Raw genomic sequence first — 23,511 nt, forward strand, 5'->3', positions numbered from 1 at the left:
GATGAGCGAACTTTTTTCTGAACGAATTCCTCCGCAGAGCATTGAAGCCGAGCAGGCTGTGCTTGGCGCCGTGTTTTTAGATCCCACTGCGTTAACGCTCGCTTCGGAAATGTTGATTCCGGAAGATTTTTACCGCGCGGCCCATCAAAAAATTTTCCACGCCATGCTTCGCGTCGCCGACAAAGGCGAGCCGGTCGATTTAGTTACAGTGACGGCGGAACTTGCCGCTTCCGAGCAGCTTGAAGAAATCGGCGGCGTCTCATACTTAAGCGAGCTCGCCGACGCCGTGCCGACAGCGGCCAACGTTGAATATTACGCCCGCATCGTGGAAGAAAAATCGGTGCTTCGCCGCCTCATCCGCACGGCGACATCGATCGCTCAAGACGGCTATACAAGAGAAGACGAGATCGACCTTCTCCTTGATGAAGCAGAACGAAAAATTATGGAGGTTTCCCAGCGGAAACATTCGGGCGCCTTTAAAAATATTAAGGACATTCTCGTTCAAACGTACGACAACATTGAGATGCTTCACAACCGGAGCGGGGAAATTACCGGCATCCCGACCGGGTTTACTGAGCTTGACCGGATGACATCCGGCTTTCAGCGGAGTGATTTGATCATCGTCGCCGCCCGGCCATCGGTCGGGAAAACGGCGTTCGCCTTAAACATCGCGCAAAACGTGGCGACGAAAACAAACGAAAATGTCGCCATTTTCAGTTTGGAAATGAGCGCTCAACAGCTTGTGATGCGGATGCTTTGCGCGGAGGGCAACATCAATGCGCAAAACTTGCGCACCGGCAAACTGACGCCGGAAGATTGGGGCAAGCTGACGATGGCGATGGGAAGCTTGTCGAACGCCGGCATTTATATTGACGATACGCCGAGCATCCGCGTCAGTGATATTCGCGCCAAATGCCGTCGGCTGAAACAAGAAAGCGGCCTTGGCATGATTGTCATTGACTATTTGCAGCTTATCCAAGGAAGCGGCCGCAGCAAAGAAAACCGCCAGCAGGAAGTGTCAGAAATTTCCCGTTCGTTAAAGGCGCTCGCCCGCGAGCTTGAGGTGCCAGTCATCGCCTTGTCACAGCTGTCGCGCAGCGTCGAGCAGCGCCAAGACAAGCGGCCGATGATGTCCGACATTCGCGAATCCGGAAGCATTGAGCAAGATGCGGATATTGTCGCCTTTTTATATCGCGACGATTACTATAACAAAGATTCCGAGAACAAAAACATTATCGAGATCATCATCGCCAAACAGCGCAACGGTCCGGTTGGGACCGTGCAGCTCGCTTTTATCAAGGAGTATAATAAATTTGTCAACTTAGAGCGCCGCTTCGATGAGGCGCAAATTCCGCCGGGAGCATAAAACGATGCGGTGTCGACGAAGGGTGCATCTTTTCATTGCCTTGGTAAATAAACGAATAAAAGGACTTATAATCGTTTTGAATGTTCGTGTTTCATTGACTTTATGCTTGAAAACTGTTACACTTACAATGTTTAGACCGAGGAAACTGGAGGTGCTCGCCATGTCGTCAGTTGTTGTTGTCGGCACACAATGGGGCGATGAAGGGAAAGGAAAAATTACTGACTTCTTATCGGAAAATGCGGAAGTGATTGCCCGATACCAAGGAGGAAACAATGCTGGACACACGATCGTGTTTAACGGGGAAAAGTATAAGCTGCACTTAATCCCGTCGGGCATTTTTTATAAAGACAAAATTTGTGTCATCGGCAACGGAATGGTTGTCGACCCGAAAGCGCTCGTCGCTGAACTTTCGTATTTGCATGAGCGCGGCGTTTCGACCGACAACTTGCGCATCAGCAACCGCGCCCACGTCATTTTGCCGTACCATTTAAAACTGGACGGGCTGGAAGAAGAGCGGAAAGGCGCGAACAAAATCGGCACGACGAAAAAAGGGATCGGGCCGGCATACATGGACAAAGCGGCGCGCATCGGCATCCGCATCGTCGATTTGCTCGACCGTGATGTGTTTGCGGAAAAGCTGGCCCGCAATTTAGAAGAGAAAAACATGCTGTTTGAAAAAGTGTACGGAGTTGAAGGCTTCCGGCTGGAAGACATTTTCGAAGAATACTACGAATACGGCCAGCAAATCGCTAAGTACGTTTGCGACACCTCGGTCGTATTGAACAATGCACTCGATGAAGGGCGCCGCGTTTTGTTTGAAGGGGCGCAAGGCGTCATGCTCGATATCGACCAAGGGACATATCCATTTGTCACATCGTCGAACCCGGTGGCTGGCGGGGTGACGATCGGTGCCGGCGTTGGGCCGACGAAAATCAAGCACGTCGTCGGAGTGGCGAAAGCGTACACGACGCGCGTCGGCGACGGACCGTTCCCGACCGAGCTCCACAATGAAATCGGCGATCGCATCCGCGAAGTCGGCCGCGAATATGGGACCACAACTGGCCGTCCGCGCCGCGTCGGCTGGTTTGACAGCGTCGTCGTCCGCCATGCCCGTCGGGTGAGCGGCATTACCGATTTGTCGCTCAATTCGATTGACGTCTTAACCGGCATTGAAACGTTAAAAATTTGCGTTGCCTACCGCTATCGCGGCGAAGTGATCGAGGAATTTCCGGCCAGCTTAAAAGTATTGGCTGAATGCGAGCCGATTTATGAAGAATTGCCGGGTTGGACGGAAGACATCACCGGTGTGAAAAGCTTAGACGAGCTGCCGGCCAACGCCCGCCATTACGTCGAGCGCATTTCCCAGCTCACCGGCATTCCGCTCTCGATTTTCTCCGTCGGTCCGGATCGCTCGCAAACAAACGTCGTCCGCAGTGTCTACGCGTAAGCGGCCAGCAGCGGATAGAAAACAGGCATAGATGCGTGTGCGTCTATGCCTTTTTCATCGTTTTCGCGCGGGAGAATGATGCTTTCGAAGCTTGCCATCCTTTGGGAGGTGGGAGGTCGACCAACCTGCCCCTCAAAATGGTAATCAGCAAAGAGTGATTTCATCGTCGTAACATGGTAAATTAGTAATGATAGCATTCCATCGCCAAAGGAAGGATGTGAGCCAGATGGAAAAACGCATTTTAGTCGTTGATGATGAAAAACCGATTGCGGATATTTTGCAATTTAACTTGCAAAAAGAAGGATACGAAGTAATTTGCGCTTACGACGGTGAAGAAGCGCTTCAAAAAGTTGAAGAAACCATGCCGGATTTAATTTTGCTCGATATTATGCTTCCGCTAAAAGACGGGATGGAAGTGTGCCGTGAAGTACGAAAAAAATATGATATGCCGATCATTATGCTAACAGCGAAAGATTCAGAGATTGATAAAGTGCTTGGACTGGAGCTCGGGGCGGACGATTACGTGACAAAGCCCTTCAGCACGCGCGAGTTGTTGGCACGGGTGAAAGCGAACTTGCGCCGCCATGCGCAAACGGCTTCCCAAGAGGAGGACAACGAAACGAATGAAATCGTCATCGGTTCGCTTGTGATCCGCCCGGATGCCTACGTTGTGCAAAAGCGTGGGGAAACGATTGAATTGACCCACCGCGAATTTGAACTGCTTCACTACTTGGCAAAACATATTGGCCAGGTGATGACGCGCGAACACTTGCTGCAAACGGTTTGGGGTTACGACTATTACGGCGATGTGCGCACGGTCGATGTGACGGTAAGGCGGCTGCGCGAAAAAATTGAGGACAACCCTTCTCATCCGTCATGGATCGTTACTCGGCGGGGGGTCGGCTACTATTTGCGCAACCCAGAACAGGAGTCATGAACCGAGATGAAAAAAGTAGGTCCATTTCGTTCGATCCACTTTAAGTTTGTCATCATTTACGTATTGTTGATTCTCATCGCCATGCAAATTATCGGCGTGTACTTTGTCCGCAAGCTGGAAACGGAACTTGTGCAAAACTTCAAAAGCTCATTGAACGAACGGGTGACGCTGCTTGCTTATAACGTGGAGCAGGCGATGAATCGGGAGCGGGATGAGAAAAGCCCGACATTGGAGGAAGACATCCGTTCGCTTCTTCATGATTTCGTTTCCCAAGATATTTCAGAGGTGCGCTTCATCGATGAGAAAGGAAAAGTATTGGCGACATCCAACCCGTACATGCAAAACATCGTCGGGAAGCGAACGACGGAGATTTATGTGAAACGTTCGCTCGTCACGGGGGAAATTGTCGATCGGATGCTGCTCGATTCGAAGACAGGCTATCGCATGTACATTTCCTCGACGCCGATCAAAACGAGCGGGGAAGTCAAAGGCGTCATTTACGTCATCGCCTCAATGGAAAACGTCTTTTCACAAATGCGGCAAATTAATATGATTTTGGCGACCGGGACGGGGATCGCCCTCGCCATTACCGCCGTGCTCGGCATTTTTTTGTCGCGCACGATCACCCGGCCCATTTCCGATATGCGTCGGCAAGCGCTGGCGATGACGAGAGGCGATTTTTCCCGCAAGGTGAAAGTGTATGGCTATGATGAAATTGGTCAATTAGCGATGACGTTTAACAACTTGACGAAAAAGTTGCAAGAAGCGCAGGCGACGACCGAAGGGGAGCGGCGCAAACTTGAGTCGGTGCTGACGCATATGACTGATGGGGTGATCGCGACCGACCGCCGCGGCTGCGTGATTTTGATTAATGACGCAGCGATCAACATTTTGAATGTTTCACGTGAAACAGTGCTGTCGAGTTCGATTGTCGATGTGCTTGGCATCGCTGATCAATATACGTTTGAAACGCTGCTCGAGGAGCGCGATTCGCTCATTTTGGATTTCAGCACGGATGAGGAATTGTATATTTTGCGCGCATCGTTGTCCGTCATTCAAAAAGAGGGCGGATTTGTCAACGGGTTGATCGTCGTTTTGCACGACATTACCGAGCAGGAAAAAATCGACCGCGAGCGGCGGCAGTTCGTCGCCAATGTGTCGCATGAATTGCGCACGCCGCTGACGACGATGAAAAGTTATTTAGAAGCGTTAGCGGATGGCGCTTGGCAAGACAAGGAGATCGCACCAAGGTTCATTCAAGTGGTGCAAAACGAAACCGAACGAATGATTCGGCTTGTCAATGACTTGCTTCATCTGTCCAAGCTCGACAGCAAAGACTATAAACTGAAAACAACGTGGATTAACTTCTCAGCTTATTTTCATAAGATTATTGATCGATTTGAGCTGACGAAAAGCGACAACATCCGGTTCGTCCGCAAAATTCCGCGCGAGGCGATTTTCATTGAAGTGGATGAAGATAAAATTACGCAAGTGTTGGACAACATTATTTCCAACGCATTAAAATACTCTCCTCACGGCGGGACGATCACGTTCCGTGTGCGCGAGCTGGCTGATGAGATCATCGTCAGCGTCAGCGATGAAGGAGTCGGCATCCCGAAAGCGGATTTGGCTAAAGTTTTTGAGCGCTTTTACCGGGTCGATAAGGCACGGTCGCGCAAATTGGGCGGCACCGGCCTCGGGCTGGCCATTGCCAAAGAAGTCGTGCTCGCCCATGGCGGGACGATTTGGGCGGAAAGCAAAGAACATAAAGGGACGACGATTTACTTTACGTTGCCGTTAGACCGAGAGCAAAAGGATGACTGGTACGATGTATGAGGCGATCAAAACAGTCGTATTGACAGTGCTCGTGTTTATTAGCATTACGTTGACGTTCGTTTTATGGACATATTACCCGAAATATGACGTGCTGCAAAACGACGAGTACATTCAGCACGTTTCCGTGAGCAACACGCAAGTGGATACGGCAATGGTTGTGCAGCCGAAGCAGATGCTCATCCATAAAAATGGTGTTCACTATGCCGTAACGAAGGAAGAAGAGAAAAATGAAGTGCTGAAAGAAATGGAAAAGTGGACGTTTGACGACTTCGAAAACATTTCGTCTTCTGTTTCACCGGGAAAGTTTTTGACATTTTTAAATGGCAAAGAGCGGCTGGAAATTATTTATCCAGACGAAGTGCCGATTGACATATACCGGTTAATTTTCACTGTCGAAGATAAAGGACTGGACGATTTGTCATTCGATCGTATTCTCGTCCCTCTTGGCGGAGAAGACGAGTTTCCAGTGTACTTTATCTCGACAGATAAGCGCAAAGTTTACCGAGCGACCGCCAGCAGCGCCTCCTTGGCGATGATCAGCCGGCTGGCGAAAGAAACAAACCATTTTCCCCGTTATTTTGCTTATCCGGTCAGCGAGACGAAACAGCTTTACTTGCCGGAAAGCGAAGTGGCGCTCAGCAGCTTGCAATACTATACCGATGAATTAGATGTCGATAAATTTAAAGAGGCGCTGTTTAGCGATCCGAGCTTTGTCAAAAAAGATTTGATCCCATTTGGTGAAGAGTATACGGACGGTTCGCGGCTGATGGATGTTGATTTTCTCCAACGTACGCTGTTGTATGTCAACCCGGCAGCGCGCGTCTCGAACATTAGTCAAATGAAATCGGAAACCCATCTCATTCAAAAAAGCATCGATTTTGTTAACGAACATGGCGGCTGGACCGATCTGTACCATTTTGCCCGCTGGAGTGAAGAAGACCGGAAAGTCATTTTCCGCCTGGTTGTGAACGGCTATCCGGTTTTCAACGAATATGGCATGTCAGAAATCGTGGAAACATGGGGAGCGAGCGATTTAATGAAATACCAGCGTCCGCTGTTCCGCCTTGAAATTGCTGACCGCAACCGCACCCCGAAAACGTTGCCGTCCGGCCGCGATATTGTCAAGCAGCTTGGGGCAATGAAAGGCATCCGTAAAGCGCTCGTGAAAGATATCGCCATCGGCTATGAGCTCGTCAAAGATCCGGAACGGGAAAAGGTGATCCGTCTGGAACCGGCTTGGTTTTATTTGTACGGGCAAACGTGGAAAAAGGTGAACGTTGGCGAAGAGAGCAGAGGAGGGGGAACCAATGGACTGGAATAAAACGAAGACGATTTTTATTATTGTGTTCCTCATCCTTGATTGCTTTTTAGTCTATCAGTTTATGGAAAAGCGAAACAGCAGCCAGCTTGACGTCATTTTAGAAACGACGATTGAAGAACAGCTCGAGGCGAACGGCATTACGTATGTCGAACTACCGAAAGAGGTGACGAAAGCGGCGTATGTGAGCGGCAAAAGCCGGTCGTTCACCGCCGCCGATACGAAAAAACTCTCCGGACAAAGAGCAGAAATTAAAGGGGAAACGAAGTTGAAAGGGACGTTCACTCATCCGGTCGCTCTAAACGTCGACGATCCATACCAACTGCGCGAGTTTTTACAGCGCCACATCTTAAACGGAGCACAGTACGCCTTCTGGTCATTTGATGAAAAGGAAGGAACGGTGACTTGTTATCAAGTGTACGACGGCAAAATGATTTACGGCAATGAAAACAGCAAGCTCGTCATCCACGTCAACGAGCAGCGGGAAGCGCTGTCCTATGAACAGACGATGCTCGATGACTTGGAAAAGTACGAACGGAAACAAGATATCGTTCCGGCCATTAAGGCGATTGAGACACTTTATCGAAAGGGGCATTTACAACCGGGGGATCGCGTCACCGAGGTCGAGCTTGGTTACTACGGGCTTGTCCAATTTACCGCCTCGCAAGTGCTGACGCCGACATGGCATATCGTTGTCAACCGGAAGGAAGACTATTTTGTCAATGCGTTTGAAGGGCAAGTCATTAATGATCAAGGGAATGTGCTGGAGTGAAAACAGATGACCATGCGATTTAGTGTACTGGCAAGCGGCAGTACTGGCAACGCTTTTTATATCGAAACAGATCGCCAGCGTCTGCTTGTCGATGCCGGATTAAGCGGCAAACAGTTGGAGCAGTTATTCGCGGAAATCGGCCGTCATCCGAAGCAGCTTGACGCGCTCCTTGTGACCCATGAACATAGCGACCATATTAAAGGACTTGGTGTCCTTGCCCGCAAGTACCGCCTGCCGATTTATGCGAATGAAAAAACGTGGCGGGCCATGGAGCAGGCTGTCGGCGACATCCCGACCGAGCAAAAGTTTGTCTTTCCGCTCGGCGCGGTGAGAACGTTCGGCGATGTCGACGTTGAATCATTCGGCGTTTCTCACGATGCAGCCGAACCGATGTTTTACGTCTTTCACTCCGGGGGCAAAAAGCTCGCCTTGCTGACCGATACCGGCTATGTGAGCGAGCGGATGAAAAAGACGATTGAAAATGCCGACGTATTTGTGCTGGAGAGCAATCATGATGTCGGGATGTTGCGAATGGGGAGGTATCCGTGGAACGTCAAGCGCCGCATTTTAAGCGATGTCGGCCATATTTCGAATGAAGAAGCGGGTCTGGCGCTTGCTGATGTGATCGGCGAACGGACGAGACAAATTTATTTGGCCCATTTAAGCCAAGATAACAATATGAAGGAGCTGGCGCGCATGACCGTGGCGCAAACGCTCGAGCAAAGGGGTCTGGCGGTCGGTATCCGCTTTCGTTTGTACGATACCGACCCGCGCCAGGCGACAGCGCTGGCGTATGTATGATGACCAATTTGTCTAAACTGAGGAACATGCATTGTTGGATTTTTCCTCCTGTTCATGATTATAATGAGGGATGGAGACGAATGAGGAAGGGGTGGTGAGCATGGGATATTACGATGACCATTATGAGCCGCACGGACAGACAAGACGAAAACGGCGCAGTGGTTCGTTCGTTTCTGCGCTTGTCGGCGCTGTACTAGGGGGGCTGCTCGTCCTTATGTCCATCCCGGCGCTTTCTCGTTGGGACGTCCTCCCGTACGATGTCGTGCCGCCACAGGGCGGAGAAGGAGAACGAGAAGAGGAAAATGGAGCTCCCCCCATCCAGCAAAGTGTTTCGGTTGATGTGACAACAGCGGTGACGAAAGCGATCGATCAAGTATCCGATGCGGTCGTCGGCGTCGTCAATATTCAAGCAGCGGGCTTCTGGTCGCAAGGCGGCGAAGCCGGCGTCGGGTCGGGCGTCATTTACAAGAAGGCGGGCGGTCGGGCGTTTATCGTCACAAACCACCACGTCGTCGAAAACGCCAGCCAGTTGGAAGTGAGTTTGAAAGATGGGACGAGAGTGCCGGCGAAGCTGCTCGGCAGCGACGTGCTTATGGATTTGGCCGTGTTGGAAATTGATGCGAAACATGTGAAAAAAGTCGCCCCATTCGGCAACTCCGATACGGTGAAGCCGGGCGAACCGGTCATCGCCATCGGCAATCCGCTCGGTTTGCAGTTCGCTGGATCGGTGACACAAGGCATTATTTCCGGGACGAACCGGACGGTGGAAGTCGACTTGGATCAAGACGGCGCACCGGACTGGAACGCGGAAGTACTGCAGACAGATGCGGCGATCAACCCGGGCAACAGCGGCGGCGCCCTCGTGAACATCAAAGGACAAGTGATCGGCATCAATTCGATGAAAATTGCCCAAGAAGCAGTTGAAGGGATCGGGTTTGCCATCCCGATCAATGCAGCGACCCCGATTATTTCTGACTTAGAGAAATACGGGCAAGTGCGCCGCCCGTACATGGGCGTGGAGCTCCGCTCGCTCAGCGATATCCCATCGTATCATTGGCAGGCGACGCTTCATTTGCCGCCGAACGTGACGGAAGGAGTGGCGGTCATCCAAGTGGTTCCGATGTCGCCGGCTGCGCAAGCAGGCTTGCAGCAGTTTGACGTCATTGTGGCGCTTGACGGTGAAAAAATCCGTAACGTGCTTGACTTGCGCAAGTATTTGTACACAAAAAAATCGATCGGTGATCGAATGGAAGTGACGTTTTATCGCGACGGGGAGAAACGGACCGTTACGCTGAAATTAGCGCGCGAGTCGTATTAAACAAACACAAATGGAGGGAGCGGAAACGCTCCTTCTTTTTTCCACAAAGAAAGGGGCGGGAAAGATGATATTCACATGTGAAGAACATATTGATATCGCCATTGACGAATATGTGGATGAGACTGAACAGGCGCCCGATCTTGCACCTGTGGATAACAACGAAAAACAGTGCAGTTTTTGTGAAAAAAAGGCTGTATATGTAGTAGGAAACTAATATTTTTGCACAACATGTGGATATGTGCTGTGCATATGTGGATAAATGTTGTTGATAAGTTGTTTATAAGGTAGGGATCGCTTGTGCATATCTCCATTATAGCTGTAGGTAAGTTGAAGGAAAAATATTTGATCGCTGGGGTGAGCGAGTATACAAAGCGTCTATCCGCATACGCCAAAATAGAGATCATTGAAGTTGCTGACGAAAAAACGCCAGAGAGGGCGAGCGAACTCGAGGAAGAACAAATAAAAGAGCGCGAGGGCGAGCGGCTGCTGGCGAAAATTTCGCCCGATGCCCATGTCATCGCACTCGCCATTAAAGGGAAAATGAAATCGTCCGAGCAATTCGCCACCCGCCTTGATGAGCTCGCCACTTACGGAAAAAGCAAGGTGGCTTTTGTCATCGGCGGCTCGCTCGGCTTAAGCAAACAAGTGATGGCGCGCGCCGATGAAACGTTGTCGTTTTCGAAAATGACGTTTCCACACCAGCTGATGCGTCTTATTTTGCTTGAGCAAATTTACCGCGCGTTTCGCATTAACCGGGGGGAACCGTATCACAAGTGAGCTTCTCCCCTTTTACAAAAAATAGACGTGAAAGCCCACTTCTTTAGAGGTGGGATGAAACGTCTATTTTGTTGCAGTTTAACGTTGCCAACCAACGATTTGTTTCCTCTACGTCCACTCCACTTTTTTCCTGTATTTCAAATATTGTTTTGCGAGTGGATGATGGGCGTTCCATGGTTTTTTTGGGCCGGTGAAATGGATGATGGCCGGTTTCATGCGCAAGCGCAATTTAACATGACCTGTTGTATAATTCCATTTTGGATGCAAAAGCCGCCATTTGTCGTGTAAAACGGCGTTTAACGCGTCTTGGTCCGGATGGATGAGTTTTTCCGGATATGTCCGGATAAATTCGAACACTTTGGCGGATATGTTGTGTTCGCGCCATTTTTCCGTATTGATTAACAAGACGCCGGAGTTAAAATAACGAGAATCGTCAGGGATCAATAAGTCCTTTTTTCTTCCTTGGGCATCGACGCTCTCGACAGCAGCGACGAAGTAGTCATCGATGTCTGTTTCCCATAGTTCGCAAATATCTTCTTTGACAATGAGGTCGGAGTCAAGATAAAGCGCTTTTTTCACTTCCGAACCAAGCAAGTCTGGAATCGCAATGCGGTAGTACATTTCTTTTGTAATATAATGTGTTTCTTTCAACCCAGAGAAAGTAGGATCAGTAACAGGCAAAAAAATCGGCTGTTGGTTATGTTTTTTTAATACTTTTTCTAAGTTTCGTTTATTTTGTTCCGATAACGTTTCGTGCAATACATAAACAGTGACACGATGTTCGGACGTTTTATTGGCAAACAACGACTTTAACATCACTCCAAGAGGCAAGGCGTATGCGTCGTTAGTCGCTGTAACAAGATGGATCAAATGGGACCCTCACCACCTTACTAAACTATTTCTTTTCTTTCGTCCTACTGTTTCTTAATTAGAGAAACCTTTCGGAATCAACTTTCTTTTTTAGCGAAATGCCGCTGATTTGCTCGTGACAGCCGTTTTTCACCGACCTTCTAGAAGGCCGGTGATTTAAAGTAGGCCGCTTCCCAGCATCATTTCTCAACAAATAGAAAAACCGTGTAGCATCGGTACCGCTTTTCACACGTTCCCTCATCGATCAAGGGGAACAGCTGTTTTTCACCAGCCTTCTAGAGCATTTGTGTTACAAACCATATTGACCGCCCGCAAATCAATGGAAAAGAAAGCCGCCAATCTTCTGTTTAAAGATGGCGGTTTTTTCTAACGTCTGTTCGTTTTGTAAAAATGCACGGTCTCCGCTAAACCGGTTTCCAGATTGTATGCCGGCTGCCAATCAAGCATCAGCTTTGCTTTGTCGGCATTCAAACGGCTATGGCGGATGTCCCCAGGCCGTTCGGGATGGTAAAGGCAGCTGATTGGTGAAGGGAAGAAGGAAGAAATGAGCGCGGCCAGCTCGTTGATCGTTGTCTTTTTGTTTGTGCCGATATTGAACGTTTCATTGTCTCCTTTGGTCAAAGCGAGACAGTTTGCCCGGGCGACGTCTTTGACGAACACAAAATCGCGCGTCTGGTTGCCGTCGCCGAATATGATCGGCGCTTCCTTGGCAAGCTGTTTATGGATGAGCGCCGCTACGACGCCGCCTTCATTTTTGGCAGATTGCCGCGGTCCGTACACGTTGGCGTATCGTAATATCGTATATGTGAGGTTGTAATGACGATGAAAGAGACGGATGTACAGCTCAGCCGTCTGCTTCGAGGCGGCATAAAAGGAAGCAGGGCGGGTGGGGAACGACTCGGTGATGCTGATGTCGCCGGCATCGCCGTAAACCGCGCATGAGGAGGCGAAGATCATTTTTTTCACCTTGTGCTTGACACAGCAACGAAGAATTGTTAACGTCCCCAAAATGTTGATCCTAGCGTCGGCAGCGGGGTCAAGAATTGAAGCGGAGACATGAGTTTGGGCTGCTTGGTGGATGACGTAATCTGGTCTTTCGCGTGCAAACAAGGCATCAATCTCAGCGGAAGATAAGAGGTCGGTGCGATGCCATTTCGCTTTCGGATGGAGAAAGGATGCCGATCCTGTTAGAAGGTCGTCAATCACGATCACATCATACCCCGATTCCGCCAGCAAATCGACAATATGGGAGCCGATAAACCCACAGCCACCGGTCACGAAAACTTTCAATGGTGAGCCCCCTTTTGGATCCCGGCCATCCAAGCCATCTCTGCCAACAGCTCAAGAATGAAGGGGTTGCCTTAGCAGTGCGATCAAGGATAGCCCCGCTTTTTAGTTAGTGTATGAGAACTGTATGGTTTTTGCGCAAGATAAATGGTGCATTGGATGGAAAGAAACGAAAAGGAGTTGCTCATTATGCAACTCCCCCACACTGGGCCGATACTTTATTTTTGCCGCTTTCTTTCGAACGAAGCAATAAATGATCAGCATAAATGTACGCTTTTTCGATCGACATGCTCCCCTCTGCCTGGAAAAAGTAAAGACCAAAGGACGACGTATAGGCAATGGGACGTTTCGCCGTCATGTACTCGATCAACACCGTGCTATGGCGCACTGCTTCTCGAATCTCCTCGACAAGCCGGACGCTTTCTTCAAATGTGCGATGGCGCAAAAACATGGTAAACTCTTCCCCGCCGCTGCGAAACAAAAAATCATCCTCTTTCAGGAATCGTCTCAATGTCAAGGCAAAGTGGCGGATCACTTCGTCGCCAACAGCGTGGTTGTATGTGTCGTTAATGGCTTTAAAATTGTCGATATCAGCGACGACAACGCCAATCCATTCGCCTGTTCCATTTAACTTGGTGATCGTCTTGTCCATGTAGGCGCGGTTATGAACGCCGGTCAGAAAGTCGGTATACGCCATTCTTTCAAAGTGATCGCGTTCTAGTTTATGCTGGATGCTTTGCGATTTGGAAAAGAACGAGCGGCTGACGAAGTAATTGAGCAAAAACAAGCTCAAGAGCATATCCCATTGCTGTTCTTGCAAAAAGAGAAATAACAGGCCGTTCGTCAGCGCCGTTTTTCCCATATCCGTCCAACTTCTTGTTTTCATAAAATCGAGTGCTTCGCGCTGCGTCCGAATGTCACCGGTTATATAAAAAATGATGATGAGGCAGCAGTCGGTCAAAAAGGAAACGATGATGACGAGCAGAAAGATAAGCAACCAAAAGCCGATGAACGGAACAGGCTGAAACAGCGGATAGAGAAGGTCGTACAAGGCAAACGCTAATGAATTGAATGTCACAAAAGAACCGATGTTATACAGTGTGTGCAGCCATTCATCCGGCTCTGCTGTCTTCAAGTATTTTTTTGTCATATGTTCAGTTAGGCGAAATAATGCTTCAAAAATAAACAGCCCAAGCGGGCCGGCAAACAAGGCGAACGATAAGCTGTAGTTAATGCCGTAGTCAACCGGAATATTGTTTTTCGTTTTGTCCACGACGCGCAAGTGGGAATATAAGCTAGAAAACAGCCAGTAAAACAGCAAGGCGATGACATACGTGCGATTGAAAGAAACCGGTTTTGACACAAAAACAATGGCAATCGACACGAAAAAAACAGCCAAAATAATCGGTCGTGCTCGGAGTAACATCTCAGCTCTCTCTCCTATGATCTGACCTCTGACAACTTCGACGCTGGCGAAGCGATGCCAAAAAAGGGCGGCTACCCATATGTCAGCGGACTTAAGCAAACATATGGGGCATTGGCAGACAATGGCGGATAGCGAATTTCGAAACCGCCGTTTTGCGGCGCGAATATGTTCCCAATTGGAACAAACGAACATCTTGTTAAATCTATTATAGTACTATATATCTAATTCTGAAAATAGAAAAAACGGCGCTTATTTTCACTTTTTTTCCACAAAATTTGACAACCGCCTCTAGCTGTTCTCGTTCCTTACAAAACAGTGTAGCTGGATGTCGGTTGTTTCGTATATAATATGGGCAACGAAAGGGGCGATCGGACGGGGGGTTCAAGATGGCTGGCGCGATTTGGCTTTGCCAGCGGCTGTCTTTATGGCTGGTGAAAAAACAATAGATTCGCTCGATTGATGAGAAATGGAAAGGAATAAAGCTAATAGAGAGGCGAGATTTCCCAATTTGAAAAATGCTGATTGGGAGCAGTCCCTCTCCTTAAATCACCGGCCCTCTTTCACCATTCGTCGTACGGGAACATTTCCTAAACGGCAGCGAAAAATGGTCAGATAGGAAAAAGAACGGCTTAATGTCGTGCCATGCGAGCCGCCGATCGTTTCATAATTAAAGTTTTTCCACGCTGTTGTTTTAGCGTGTCTCGTTTTGGTTCATAACGCGGAGGAGGGAAAAAGATGAAAGTCGTGATTGCCCCGGATTCGTTTAAAGAAAGCCTTTCTGCGCTCGAAGTCGCTGAGGCGGTCGAACGCGGATTTCGGACGGTGTTTCCGGAAGCTGAATACGTGAAAGTGCCGATGGCCGACGGCGGAGAAGGGACTGTGCAGTCGCTCGTTGACGCGACCGGTGGCCGCATCGTGGAAGTCAAAGTGACCGGTCCGCTCGGCGAGCCGGTGTTGGCGTTTTTCGGCTTGCTTGGTGACGGGAAGACAGCCGTGATTGAGATGGCGGCCGCCTCAGGACTGCATCTTGTCCCGCGCGACCGGCGCAATCCGTTGGTGACGACGACACGAGGGACAGGGGAACTGATCCGCGCCGCGCTTGACGCTGGCGCCACCCATCTGATCATCGGCCTCGGCGGCAGCGCGACAAACGACGGCGGCGCCGGCATGGTGCAGGCGCTTGGCGGGCGGCTTTTAGACCGCGACGGCCGCGACATCCGTTCAGGCGGCGGGGCGCTCGCCGACTTGCAGGCAATCGACCTTTCCGGACTCGATCCGCGCCTCAAGAGCGTCCGCATTGATGTGGCCTGCGACGTCGACAACCCGTTGACCGGTCCAAAAGGGGCGGCGGCTATTTTCGGGCCGCAAAAAGGGGCGACACCGGACATGGTGGCGATCCTCGACCGAAACTTAGCCCATTACGCCGACGTGATCCACCGCGAACTCGGCAAACAAGTGGGCGACATCCCGGGTGCAGGCGCGGCTGGCGGCTTAGGAGCGGGGTTGCTTGCGTTTCTTCCGGCCGAATTAAAGCGCGGTGTTGATATTGTGATCGAAACGGTCCAGCTCGCCGAGCGCGTCAAAGGGGCGGACTTAGTCATCACCGGCGAAGGGCGAATCGACGGACAGACGGTATTTGGCAAAACGCCGATTGGCGTGGCCAAGACAGCGAAGCGGTTCGGCGTCCCAGTCATCGGCATCGCCGGGTCGCTGGGCGACGATAGTGCGGCCGTATTGGATCACGGCATTGACGCGCTATTTACGATCGTTCCGGGCGTCGTGTCGCTTGAAAAAGCATTAAAGGATGCGGAATATTATTTGTCACAAGCAGCGAGGCACATTGCTTCCGTTTATCGACTCGGTCAAATGGAAGGGACTTTTTCCCGTAGAAGAGAGAAAAGTTTTTAACAAGTATAATGACGAAAAAATAAAAATACTTTATAATAAAACTTGTATTACAAAAACAGAAAGGGGATGGATGATGGAAAAATGGGTGGAAACGGTCAGCAATCTTGTTTGGAGTCCAGCGTTGATTATCCTTTGTCTTGTTGTGGGCTTGTTTTTTTCACTATCGACTCGTTTTTTGCAGCTTCGGCATTTTGCCGAGATGATCAGGCAAATGTTTCGCGGTAAAAGTTCGGATGAAGGAATTTCATCATTTCAAGCGCTTTCATTGGCGCTCTCCGGTCGTGTCGGCACCGGGAACATCGCTGGGGTGGCGACGGCCATCGCTTATGGTGGTCCGGGTGCGGTGTTTTGGATGTGGCTCATCGCCTTCGTCGGAGCCGGTTCGGCGTTCGCTGAAGCGGCGTTGGCTCAAGTGTACAAGACGAAACAAGACGGTCAGTTTCGCGGCGGCCCCGCCTATTATATTGAAAAAGGGTTGAAATGGAAATGGTATGCCGCGCTGTTTGCTGTCGTCACTGTATTGGCGACCGGCGTCCTTCTTCCGGGTGTTCAGGCCAACAGCATTGCTGAGGGGATGAAAAACGCCTTTTCAATTCATCCAGCAGTCTCAGGAATCGGGATTGTCATTTTGGTGGGTATCATCATTATAGGTGGTGTAAGGCGCATCGCTCGAACGGCTGAATTCATTGTACCGTTTATGGCCATCGGCTATATTTTAATGGCACTTATTATTATCTTGGTCAATATAGGAAAAGTACCAGAAGTGTTTAGTTTAATTTTCCGCAGTGCATTCGGTGCTGATGCCGCGTTCGGAGGCATTTTAGGAGCGGCTATCTCTTGGGGGGTTAAGCGTGGTATCTACTCTAACGAAGCAGGGCAAGGGACGGCTCCGCACGCAGCGGCAGCAGCTGAGGTGTCGCACCCGGCGAAGCAAGGTCTCGTTCAAGCGTTTTCGATCTATATTGACACTTGGTTTGTTTGTTCGGCGACGGCCTTTATGATTTTAATGACGGGCATGTATAATGTGACGCCAGAAGGAAAAGCGCCGATTGTGCAAACTCTTGGCGACGTAGAGCCTGGCCCGACCTACACACAAAAGGCAGTTGAAACCGTTTTCCCTGATCTTGGTGCACCGTTTGTCGCCGTTGCTTTGTTCTTCTTTGCCTTTACAACGATCATGGCCTACTACTATATGGCTGAGACAAATCTCACGTACCTAGGACGGCTACTGAAGTGGAAAAATATCCGGACATTTCAGTTTGCTTTGAAGATCGTCATGCTGGCTGTTGTTTTCTATGGTTCTGTCAAAACAGCAAGCCTCGCTTGGATGCTCGGCGATATCGGAGTAGGGAGCATGGCATGGCTAAACTTGGTCGCCATCCTGCTGTTGGCCAAACCGGCACTCAAAGTGTTAAAAGACTACGAACAGCAGAAAAAAGAGGGGAAAGATCCCGTGTTTGACCCGGTGAAACTCGGCATTGAAGGTGCTGATTTTTGGGAGTACGATTACAAGGAGCGGGAAACAAAAGCGGTAAGCGGAAAATAGATAAAGCCCTCTTTTGGCCGTTCTGAAGACCGATTACCACTAGCTTTCAGGTGAAAGGAAAAGCATATGGTTATTTTGTAAAACTGTTATGTTGAGCCGCATGGTTCTATTATTTCTTTGCGATAGATGAAAATAGGAAAAGGTGTCCTTAGGACAATGAAGTGTCCCCTGTCAAGTAGACAGGAATAAAAAAACACTTAAGCAACCTGAGTTTTATATTCATAAGAACTCAGGTTGTTTAATTTCTTTTGGAAACGTTCGTGGTTATAGAAATGAATATATTGGTGTACGGCATCCTTCACCTCTTCGGCTGTGCGAAACGAGTACAGATGGAAACACTCAGCCTTGAAATGACTAAAAAAGTTTTCTACACAGGCATTGTCCAAACAGTCTCCTTTCCTACCTTTAACATCTCTACTTCCGCTTCCAGACGCTTGATTTTCGTTTCAGGATCTTCTAGACGAGTTTTCGGTCTTCCTTTGCTTGGTCCTTTCGCCTTTCCTTGTTTTTCCTCCAGCCCCTGTATTCCTTCTTGTTCTTAGCGTTTTACCCATCGACGCACCATAGAAAGGGCAATCACTAATTCTTTCGCCACGATTTTATAGCCCATGCCCTCGTTCCCTCGTTGGAATATAAATCCACGGCTTTTAGTTTAAATTCCACATCATATGTTTTCCGTATTTTTCCTATAGAAAACTCCCCTCCATAGTAAACAGAATAGTGGACTTTCTTTTTCTGTCTACTATAAGGGGATCATATCACAACGGGACACCTTTTTTCTTATATTGAAATCGATTTGTTAAGGGAGGCAAGTTGTTCAATTATTCGTCCGCGGCCAAGAGGCAATGGCTTCAAGCGCACCGCGAACCGCAAACCGGCCGAGCTGGTGCGGCAAAATGAAATGGTCGCCTTGGCGGATCGGGTATGTCCGCCCGCCGCAAGCGAGCTCGCCCTCCCCTTGGAGGACGCTGACGATGAGAAACGGCTTCGTCTGCTCCCACTCAGCTTCGCCGCGGACGTCCCACTTTTGGACGCCAAAGTAGTCGCCTTCCACAAAGGTCGTCACAGTCGCGCCAGGCATGTCGGCGACATGGGGATGGACATCGGTGTCGCGGTGCGGGACAGTGGTGACGTCAATTGCCTTCTCCAAGTGGAGTCCCCGCTTCCGCCCTTGGCTGTCGATGCGGTCGTAATCGTAGACGCGGTAAGTCGTATCAGAGCTTTGCTGCGTCTCAAGGACAAGCGTCCCTTCGCAAAGGGCGTGGATCGTGCCGCTTGGGACATAGAAGAAGTCGCCAGGGTGAATCGGCACTTTCCGCAGCAAACGATCCCATTCTCCCGCCTCCATCATGGCGCGCAGCTCTTCTTTCGTTTTGGCATGATGGCCGTAAATCAACTGGGCGCCTGGCTTGCAGTCGATAATGTACCAGCATTCTGTCTTACCGAGCTCCCCGCCTTCGTGCGTTTTTGCGTATTCATCGTCGGGATGGACTTGAACGGACAAGTCGGCGTTGGCGTCTAAAATTTTCGTCAGCAACGGAAAGCGATCGGATGGAAAATGGCCGAACAAGTCGCGGCGCTCCTCCCATAGCTGTCCAAGCGTCATCCCTTGAAACGGCCCGCGGGCGACGACTGTTTGCCCGTGCGGATGGGCCGATACGGCCCAACATTCCCCTGTTTGTGATGACGGGATATCATAGCTGAACCGTTCGGCGAGCTTCGTGCCGCCCCAAATGCGTTCTTGAAAGACAGGAGTGAGAAAAATCGGTTCTTGATGCATATCGTTCCCCCCAAAACAGTAGAAATTACGGTGATTCTGCTTTCATCTTACCATGAAATACACCGTCGGAAAACGAAAATGATGAGGGGAAACGAACATACGATCCCCCTCATCAGGAAAAAATGAACATTTTGCGCTTACAGGCGGCCGCGCATCAAGGCGATTCATCGAGTTCAATGCGCTTCAACGGCTGCTTCGCCGGGCCTTCGACGACATCACCATCGATCGAAAAGCGCGAGCCATGGCAAGGACAGTCCCACGTCCGGTCGCCGCTGTTCCATTCGAGTTCACAGCCCATATGGGTGCACGTCGTGTCGACGACATAGAGCGTCCCCGCTTCGTCTTTGTAAGCGCCGGCCCGTTTTCCATTGACCGAGACGACCGCCCCCTCACCGCGCGCCAAGTCTTGCGGCCGGCGGACGGCCGGCTCGATTTTGCCAGCCAATAAATGTTTGGCGACATCAAGGTTTGTCGTGAAAAACTGCTTCACACTCGGGTCAGCGTAAAAGCGCGACGGGGAGTACAAGTCGCGATATGGGTTGTCGCGGCCGAGAATGAGGTCAGACAGCAACATCCCTGCGGCGGTTCCGTTCGTCATCCCCCACTTTCGGTATCCTGTCGCGACATAAATGTTTGGCGCATCGGCGGTCATCGGTCCGATATATGGCACTTTATCAAGCGTCGTCAAGTCTTGGGCCGACCAGCGGTAACGGATGTCTTTCACCGTAAACAGCTGTGAGGCAAACGAGGAAAGCGCCTCATAATGGCGCATCGTCGGCACCCCTTGGCCGGTTTTATGGTTTTCCCCGCCGATGAGAATAAGCGTCTCGCCGTTCGCCGTCGCGGAACGGACCGAGCGCTTCGGGTCGTCGGCGCTTAAATACATACCGCCCGGATACGGCTCGGCAGTCGTCACTCCTAATACGTATGACCGTTCAGCATACATGCGGGAAAAGTAAAACCCGCCGTCATAAAACGGAAAGTGGGAGCAGACGGCGACATGGTCGCATTCAACCCGCTTTTTGTCGCGCGTCACGACAGACAGCCGTTCCCCTTGCTCGATGTCGGCAACCGGCGTGTATTCGTAAACGGCGCCCCCCGCCTGTGTCATGGCATCGACAAGTTTGACTAAATATTTGAGCGGATGGAACTGGGCTTGCCGCCTCATCACAACCGCCGCTTTCACCGACAGCGGGAGCGGGATCGACTCAACGAAAGCGCCGTCGATGCCGAGCCGTTCGTACGCCTCCCACTCTTTCACTAATTTTTGGAATGAAGAGGAAGATGTCGTATAAATGTAGGCGTCCTGTTCGCAAAAGTCGCAGTCGATCCGGTGCTGTTCAACCGTGCGGCGGATGAAGCCGAGTGCATCCATGCAGGTGTCATAATAAAGGCGTGCCTTCTCGACGCCGAAATGGTTGAGGAATTCATCGTATACGAGATCGTGCTGGGCGGTAATTTTCGCCGTCGTGTGGCCCGTCGTCCCGTTGAGCAGCCGGTCGGCTTCAAGCAGAGCAACACGCGCTCCTTGCGTCGCCAGCAAATAAGCGGTCGTGATGCCGGAAATGCCGCCGCCGACGACCGTGACATCGACGGAAACGTCTTCATCAAGCTTCGGAAAAGACGGAAGCGGGACGGAATCGCGCCAATATGGTTCAACAGTAGAAGGGAGGGATGACATATGTATGCCTCCTTGTATGCCAATATTGTTTTCTGTAGTTTGCTCTTTGCCATGGCTGGTTATTCCATAGATCCACAACCGTTTTCTTTTTTTGGCAACCGTCCGCAAGGAGAATGAAAGATGATACAATAGAAATGGAGAGACAAGACTGTTTTGCAAAAATAATGTTAAAGGAAGATCAGGAATGAATAAATATACAAATTCGTTCCATGAACGCGCCAACGCGATGGTGGACAGCTTGATTTTGGAGCATTACAGCTTGAGCGAGCTCAACTTTGAGACGGTCAGCCATTACCGGGAGCGGTTCGCTCGCGTAAAGCCGGGCCATCCGTGGAACGGGCTTGAGACAAAAGAATTTTTATACAAAATCGGCGCATGGGGCAAGCTGCGCGACAGCAGCAAAGAAGGGCTGACGCTCGCCGGCTTATTGATGTTCAGTGAGGAGCGGATCATTACCGAGGTGCTGCCGCAATACTTTTTAGAGTACCGGGAGCACGCCGATGCGAACGGAACGGGGTGGACGAAGCGGTTCACTTCGCAGGACGGGACATGGTCCGGCAACGTGTATGACTTTTATTTCCGTGTGCTTGCTGAGCTGGAACGCCACGTTTGGTCGGATGAAGGGCGCATTGTGCTCGGTGAGGCGCTGGTGAATGCGCTTGTTCACGCTGACTACGGGGAAGAAGGAGGAATTGCCGTCGAAAAAGAAGACGGGGCGTTTCGCTTTGCTAATCCCGGCCGATTCCGCATTCCGGTTGAGGCGGCGATGGCCGGACAAATGAGCAATTTGCGCAATCCGAACGTCTTTAAAATGTTTTTATTGATCGATGTATGCAAGCGGGCGGGATCCGGCTTAAAACGAATGCATGATGTGCAGGAACAGGCGCTTGTCCAGCCCGTCGACATCTCGCAACAAACGAATCCGGATCGTACGATCGTTACGTTATGTCCGTTGTTGTTTCCAGCTGAGGTGGGCGCGACGATTGAAACAGAAACAGATAAGCCATTGCAACAGCCTGAACAAGAATGGACGGAACAAGATGATCGATGGACCGAGGAGAGCTTCGTAAATAACGAACCTAACTCCGTAAATATAGGCGCAAGCTCCGTTATTAATGAACCGAACTCCATAAATAACGTTTGCAACTCCGTTAATAGCAGGGTGAACTCCGTAAAAAAATCCGCCAACTCCATAACTAAACGAGATAAGTCCGTAAATAACGAACCTAACTCCGTAAACAAACAGTCCGACTCCGGTAATAGTGAAATGAACGTTCATGAGCTAGGTGGAGGAGAGGAAGAGGAGAGGATCGATGAGCGGTTATGGAAGATGGCGGAATTGGCGCGCCGAAAAAAGCGGCTGGCTCCAGCGGTGATGGAAGAGATAATCGTCCGTTTATGCTGCGAACAGCCGCTGCGGCTGAAGGAGCTAGCGGCGCTGCTCGAACGGACGCCGGACGGGTTGCGCAACAACTATTTAGGGAAACTATTAGAAGAAGGAAAAATTCGTCTGAAATACCCCGATCAGCCAAACCACCCGCGCCAAGCGTATATTGGGACGGGAAAATCATGATGTTGTCAGTTATGCATGTAAACAAAAGGAAAAGGGTGTCCAACGCTGGACACCCTTTTGACATCGATTCATTTATCACCTTGAACCGCGAAGCCCCCGCTTCTCATCCGTGGGCGCAGGCGGGAGGGCGTTCAACCAGCCTGCTTTTTCTCTTGCCTGCGGTATTGGCGGCGGTGCATTCCTTTAGCGAAGTACACCGCCGTCAGCAACAACAACCAGGCGGGACCGACGATCAAGGCGATGCGCGTATCCGGGAAATACGCTATGAGAGCGATGACGCCAATCAAGAAGGCAAGCGATAGATAAGAACTGTACGGGTAAATGGCAGTTTAAACGCTAGTCGTTTCACTTGCTCTGCGCTAAGCTGCTTACGGAACTTCAGCTGGGAAAGCAAGATGATCGCCCATGTCCAAATGGCGCCGAATGTCGCGACACTTGTCACCCATTGGAACACTTTTTCTGATACGTAGTTCAAATAAACACCGGCGAGCGGCTCTAAATAGTTATGTGCGTAACGGCTAAACGAATTGGCAACCGGATGTTCGACCGCCATTTCGCCTAATGCGTGCATGATAAAAAACATAATGGCACCGCTGACTCCATAGCCAAGCAAAATTGCCGACCCGGCCATTTCGATGGCGGATGCCGACCCAAGGAACAAGCCGACGCCGATCGTCGCGCCGAGCGACATGAGCGAAATATTGGCGTTCTTCCAATTCCCGCTGCAATTGCGGCTGCTTTTGCTTCATCCCGTTCTCCTCCCTAGCAGTTAATAATAAATAACATTTTTTAAAAAAGTATTATTAATGCGCTTGCAATATAATACTAATCGATATAACGATGGTTTTTAAATGAACAATGTTTCCAA

The 23,511-nt window shown here is 50.2% G+C and carries 19 protein-coding genes and 1 pseudogene; 13 read left to right on the plus strand and 7 right to left on the minus strand.

The window, feature by feature from the left end:
* Position 1 precedes the first annotated feature (1 nt).
* The 10 genes from dnaB to rlmH all read left to right on the plus strand — a co-directional run bounded on the left by dnaB (position 2) and on the right by rlmH (position 10,572).
* Entirely contained in the window at positions 2–1,366 is a 1,365-nt protein-coding gene (gene dnaB / locus IC803_RS17275) for a replicative DNA helicase (protein ID WP_081207960.1), read from the plus strand.
* A 160-nt stretch (positions 1,367–1,526) separates the two neighbouring features.
* Positions 1,527–2,813: an adenylosuccinate synthase gene (locus IC803_RS17280; protein WP_063167106.1), complete on the plus strand. Its 1,287-nt coding sequence runs from the start codon at positions 1,527–1,529 to the stop codon at positions 2,811–2,813.
* 226 nt (positions 2,814–3,039) lie between these two features.
* The gene (yycF, locus tag IC803_RS17285) at positions 3,040–3,750 is read left to right on the plus strand and encodes a response regulator YycF (RefSeq protein WP_081207959.1); all 711 of its coding nucleotides are present in this window, start codon (positions 3,040–3,042) and stop codon (positions 3,748–3,750) included.
* 6 nt (positions 3,751–3,756) lie between these two features.
* Positions 3,757–5,586, plus strand: a complete 1,830-nt coding sequence (walK, locus tag IC803_RS17290) for a cell wall metabolism sensor histidine kinase WalK (RefSeq protein WP_081207958.1) — start codon at positions 3,757–3,759, stop codon at positions 5,584–5,586.
* Positions 5,579–6,907, plus strand: coding sequence for a YycH family regulatory protein (locus IC803_RS17295; RefSeq protein ID WP_081207957.1), 1,329 nt, complete (start codon positions 5,579–5,581; stop codon positions 6,905–6,907). Before walK ends, IC803_RS17295 begins: the two co-directional genes overlap by 8 nt.
* The gene (locus tag IC803_RS17300) at positions 6,894–7,676 is read left to right on the plus strand and encodes a two-component system regulatory protein YycI (RefSeq protein ID WP_081207956.1); all 783 of its coding nucleotides are present in this window, start codon (positions 6,894–6,896) and stop codon (positions 7,674–7,676) included. Before IC803_RS17295 ends, IC803_RS17300 begins: the two co-directional genes overlap by 14 nt.
* Before the next feature lie 6 nt (positions 7,677–7,682).
* Entirely contained in the window at positions 7,683–8,477 is a 795-nt protein-coding gene (locus IC803_RS17305) for an MBL fold metallo-hydrolase (protein ID WP_081207955.1), read from the plus strand.
* 100 nt (positions 8,478–8,577) lie between these two features.
* Positions 8,578–9,795 carry a S1C family serine protease gene (locus tag IC803_RS17310; RefSeq protein ID WP_081207954.1) on the plus strand — a complete coding sequence of 406 codons (1,218 nt, stop codon included), beginning with the start codon at positions 8,578–8,580 and terminating at the stop codon, positions 9,793–9,795.
* A 64-nt stretch (positions 9,796–9,859) separates the two neighbouring features.
* Positions 9,860–10,009 (plus strand): CxxH/CxxC protein, encoded by a 150-nt coding sequence (locus tag IC803_RS17315; RefSeq protein ID WP_081207953.1) that lies wholly within the window; start codon positions 9,860–9,862, stop codon positions 10,007–10,009.
* Between the two features lie 83 nt (positions 10,010–10,092).
* Positions 10,093–10,572, plus strand: coding sequence for a 23S rRNA (pseudouridine(1915)-N(3))-methyltransferase RlmH (gene rlmH / locus IC803_RS17320; RefSeq protein WP_081207952.1), 480 nt, complete (start codon positions 10,093–10,095; stop codon positions 10,570–10,572).
* A 108-nt stretch (positions 10,573–10,680) separates the two neighbouring features.
* On the opposite strand, the gene IC803_RS17325 is transcribed toward rlmH, so the two are convergent.
* From IC803_RS17325 to IC803_RS17335, 3 genes are all read right to left on the minus strand, one after another.
* Complete coding sequence (locus tag IC803_RS17325; RefSeq protein WP_081207951.1) at positions 10,681–11,388, minus strand: glycosyltransferase family 8 protein; 708 nt, start codon at positions 11,386–11,388, stop codon at positions 10,681–10,683.
* A gap of 420 nt (positions 11,389–11,808) precedes the next feature.
* A complete protein-coding gene (locus IC803_RS17330) occupies positions 11,809–12,732 on the minus strand; it encodes an NAD-dependent epimerase/dehydratase family protein (RefSeq protein ID WP_081207950.1) in 924 nt (307 codons plus the stop codon).
* A gap of 184 nt (positions 12,733–12,916) precedes the next feature.
* A complete protein-coding gene (locus tag IC803_RS17335; protein ID WP_081207949.1) occupies positions 12,917–14,155 on the minus strand; it encodes a GGDEF domain-containing protein in 1,239 nt (412 codons plus the stop codon).
* Positions 14,156–14,890: 735 nt separating this feature from the next.
* Between IC803_RS17335 and IC803_RS17340 the strand changes: the two genes are divergently transcribed.
* Positions 14,891–16,063, plus strand: a complete 1,173-nt coding sequence (locus IC803_RS17340; protein ID WP_081207948.1) for a glycerate kinase — start codon at positions 14,891–14,893, stop codon at positions 16,061–16,063.
* 70 nt (positions 16,064–16,133) lie between these two features.
* Positions 16,134–17,609 carry an alanine/glycine:cation symporter family protein gene (locus tag IC803_RS17345; RefSeq protein ID WP_190304231.1) on the plus strand — a complete coding sequence of 492 codons (1,476 nt, stop codon included), beginning with the start codon at positions 16,134–16,136 and terminating at the stop codon, positions 17,607–17,609.
* A gap of 197 nt (positions 17,610–17,806) precedes the next feature.
* On the opposite strand, the gene IC803_RS18575 is transcribed toward IC803_RS17345, so the two are convergent.
* The 3 genes from IC803_RS18575 to IC803_RS17360 form a co-directional block, all read right to left on the minus strand.
* Entirely contained in the window at positions 17,807–17,995 is a 189-nt protein-coding gene (locus tag IC803_RS18575; protein WP_081207946.1) for an IS3 family transposase, read from the minus strand.
* 431 nt (positions 17,996–18,426) lie between these two features.
* Positions 18,427–19,389, minus strand: coding sequence for a mannose-6-phosphate isomerase, class I (gene manA, locus IC803_RS17355; RefSeq protein WP_081207945.1), 963 nt, complete (start codon positions 19,387–19,389; stop codon positions 18,427–18,429).
* Positions 19,390–19,543: 154 nt separating this feature from the next.
* Positions 19,544–21,070: an FAD-dependent oxidoreductase gene (locus IC803_RS17360; protein ID WP_081207944.1), complete on the minus strand. Its 1,527-nt coding sequence runs from the start codon at positions 21,068–21,070 to the stop codon at positions 19,544–19,546.
* Between the two features lie 184 nt (positions 21,071–21,254).
* Between IC803_RS17360 and IC803_RS17365 the strand changes: the two genes are divergently transcribed.
* Positions 21,255–22,643: an ATP-binding protein gene (locus IC803_RS17365; protein WP_081207943.1), complete on the plus strand. Its 1,389-nt coding sequence runs from the start codon at positions 21,255–21,257 to the stop codon at positions 22,641–22,643.
* A gap of 131 nt (positions 22,644–22,774) precedes the next feature.
* Here IC803_RS17365 and IC803_RS17370 read toward each other — a convergent pair.
* Positions 22,775–23,343: pseudogene (locus tag IC803_RS17370) on the minus strand (hypothetical protein).
* Positions 23,344–23,511: the final 168 nt, after the last annotated feature.

The sequence above is a fragment of the Geobacillus sp. 46C-IIa genome (assembly GCF_014679505.1).
Lineage (GTDB): Bacteria > Bacillota > Bacilli > Bacillales > Anoxybacillaceae > Geobacillus.

Coding starts and splice junctions, on each gene's coding strand:
- dnaB (WP_081207960.1), top strand. CDS start 2: ATGAGCGAACTTTTTTCTGAACGAATTCCTCCGCAGAGCATTGAAGCC.
- IC803_RS17280 (WP_063167106.1), top strand. CDS start 1,527: ATGTCGTCAGTTGTTGTTGTCGGCACACAATGGGGCGATGAAGGGAAA.
- yycF (WP_081207959.1), top strand. CDS start 3,040: ATGGAAAAACGCATTTTAGTCGTTGATGATGAAAAACCGATTGCGGAT.
- walK (WP_081207958.1), top strand. CDS start 3,757: ATGAAAAAAGTAGGTCCATTTCGTTCGATCCACTTTAAGTTTGTCATC.
- IC803_RS17295 (WP_081207957.1), top strand. CDS start 5,579: ATGTATGAGGCGATCAAAACAGTCGTATTGACAGTGCTCGTGTTTATT.
- IC803_RS17300 (WP_081207956.1), top strand. CDS start 6,894: ATGGACTGGAATAAAACGAAGACGATTTTTATTATTGTGTTCCTCATC.
- IC803_RS17305 (WP_081207955.1), top strand. CDS start 7,683: ATGACCATGCGATTTAGTGTACTGGCAAGCGGCAGTACTGGCAACGCT.
- IC803_RS17310 (WP_081207954.1), top strand. CDS start 8,578: ATGGGATATTACGATGACCATTATGAGCCGCACGGACAGACAAGACGA.
- IC803_RS17315 (WP_081207953.1), top strand. CDS start 9,860: ATGATATTCACATGTGAAGAACATATTGATATCGCCATTGACGAATAT.
- IC803_RS17325 (WP_081207951.1), bottom strand. CDS start 11,388: ATGTTAAAGTCGTTGTTTGCCAATAAAACGTCCGAACATCGTGTCACT.
- IC803_RS17335 (WP_081207949.1), bottom strand. CDS start 14,155: ATGTTACTCCGAGCACGACCGATTATTTTGGCTGTTTTTTTCGTGTCG.
- IC803_RS17340 (WP_081207948.1), top strand. CDS start 14,891: ATGAAAGTCGTGATTGCCCCGGATTCGTTTAAAGAAAGCCTTTCTGCG.
- IC803_RS17345 (WP_190304231.1), top strand. CDS start 16,134: ATGATGGAAAAATGGGTGGAAACGGTCAGCAATCTTGTTTGGAGTCCA.
- manA (WP_081207945.1), bottom strand. CDS start 19,389: ATGCATCAAGAACCGATTTTTCTCACTCCTGTCTTTCAAGAACGCATT.
- IC803_RS17360 (WP_081207944.1), bottom strand. CDS start 21,070: ATGTCATCCCTCCCTTCTACTGTTGAACCATATTGGCGCGATTCCGTC.
- IC803_RS17365 (WP_081207943.1), top strand. CDS start 21,255: ATGAATAAATATACAAATTCGTTCCATGAACGCGCCAACGCGATGGTG.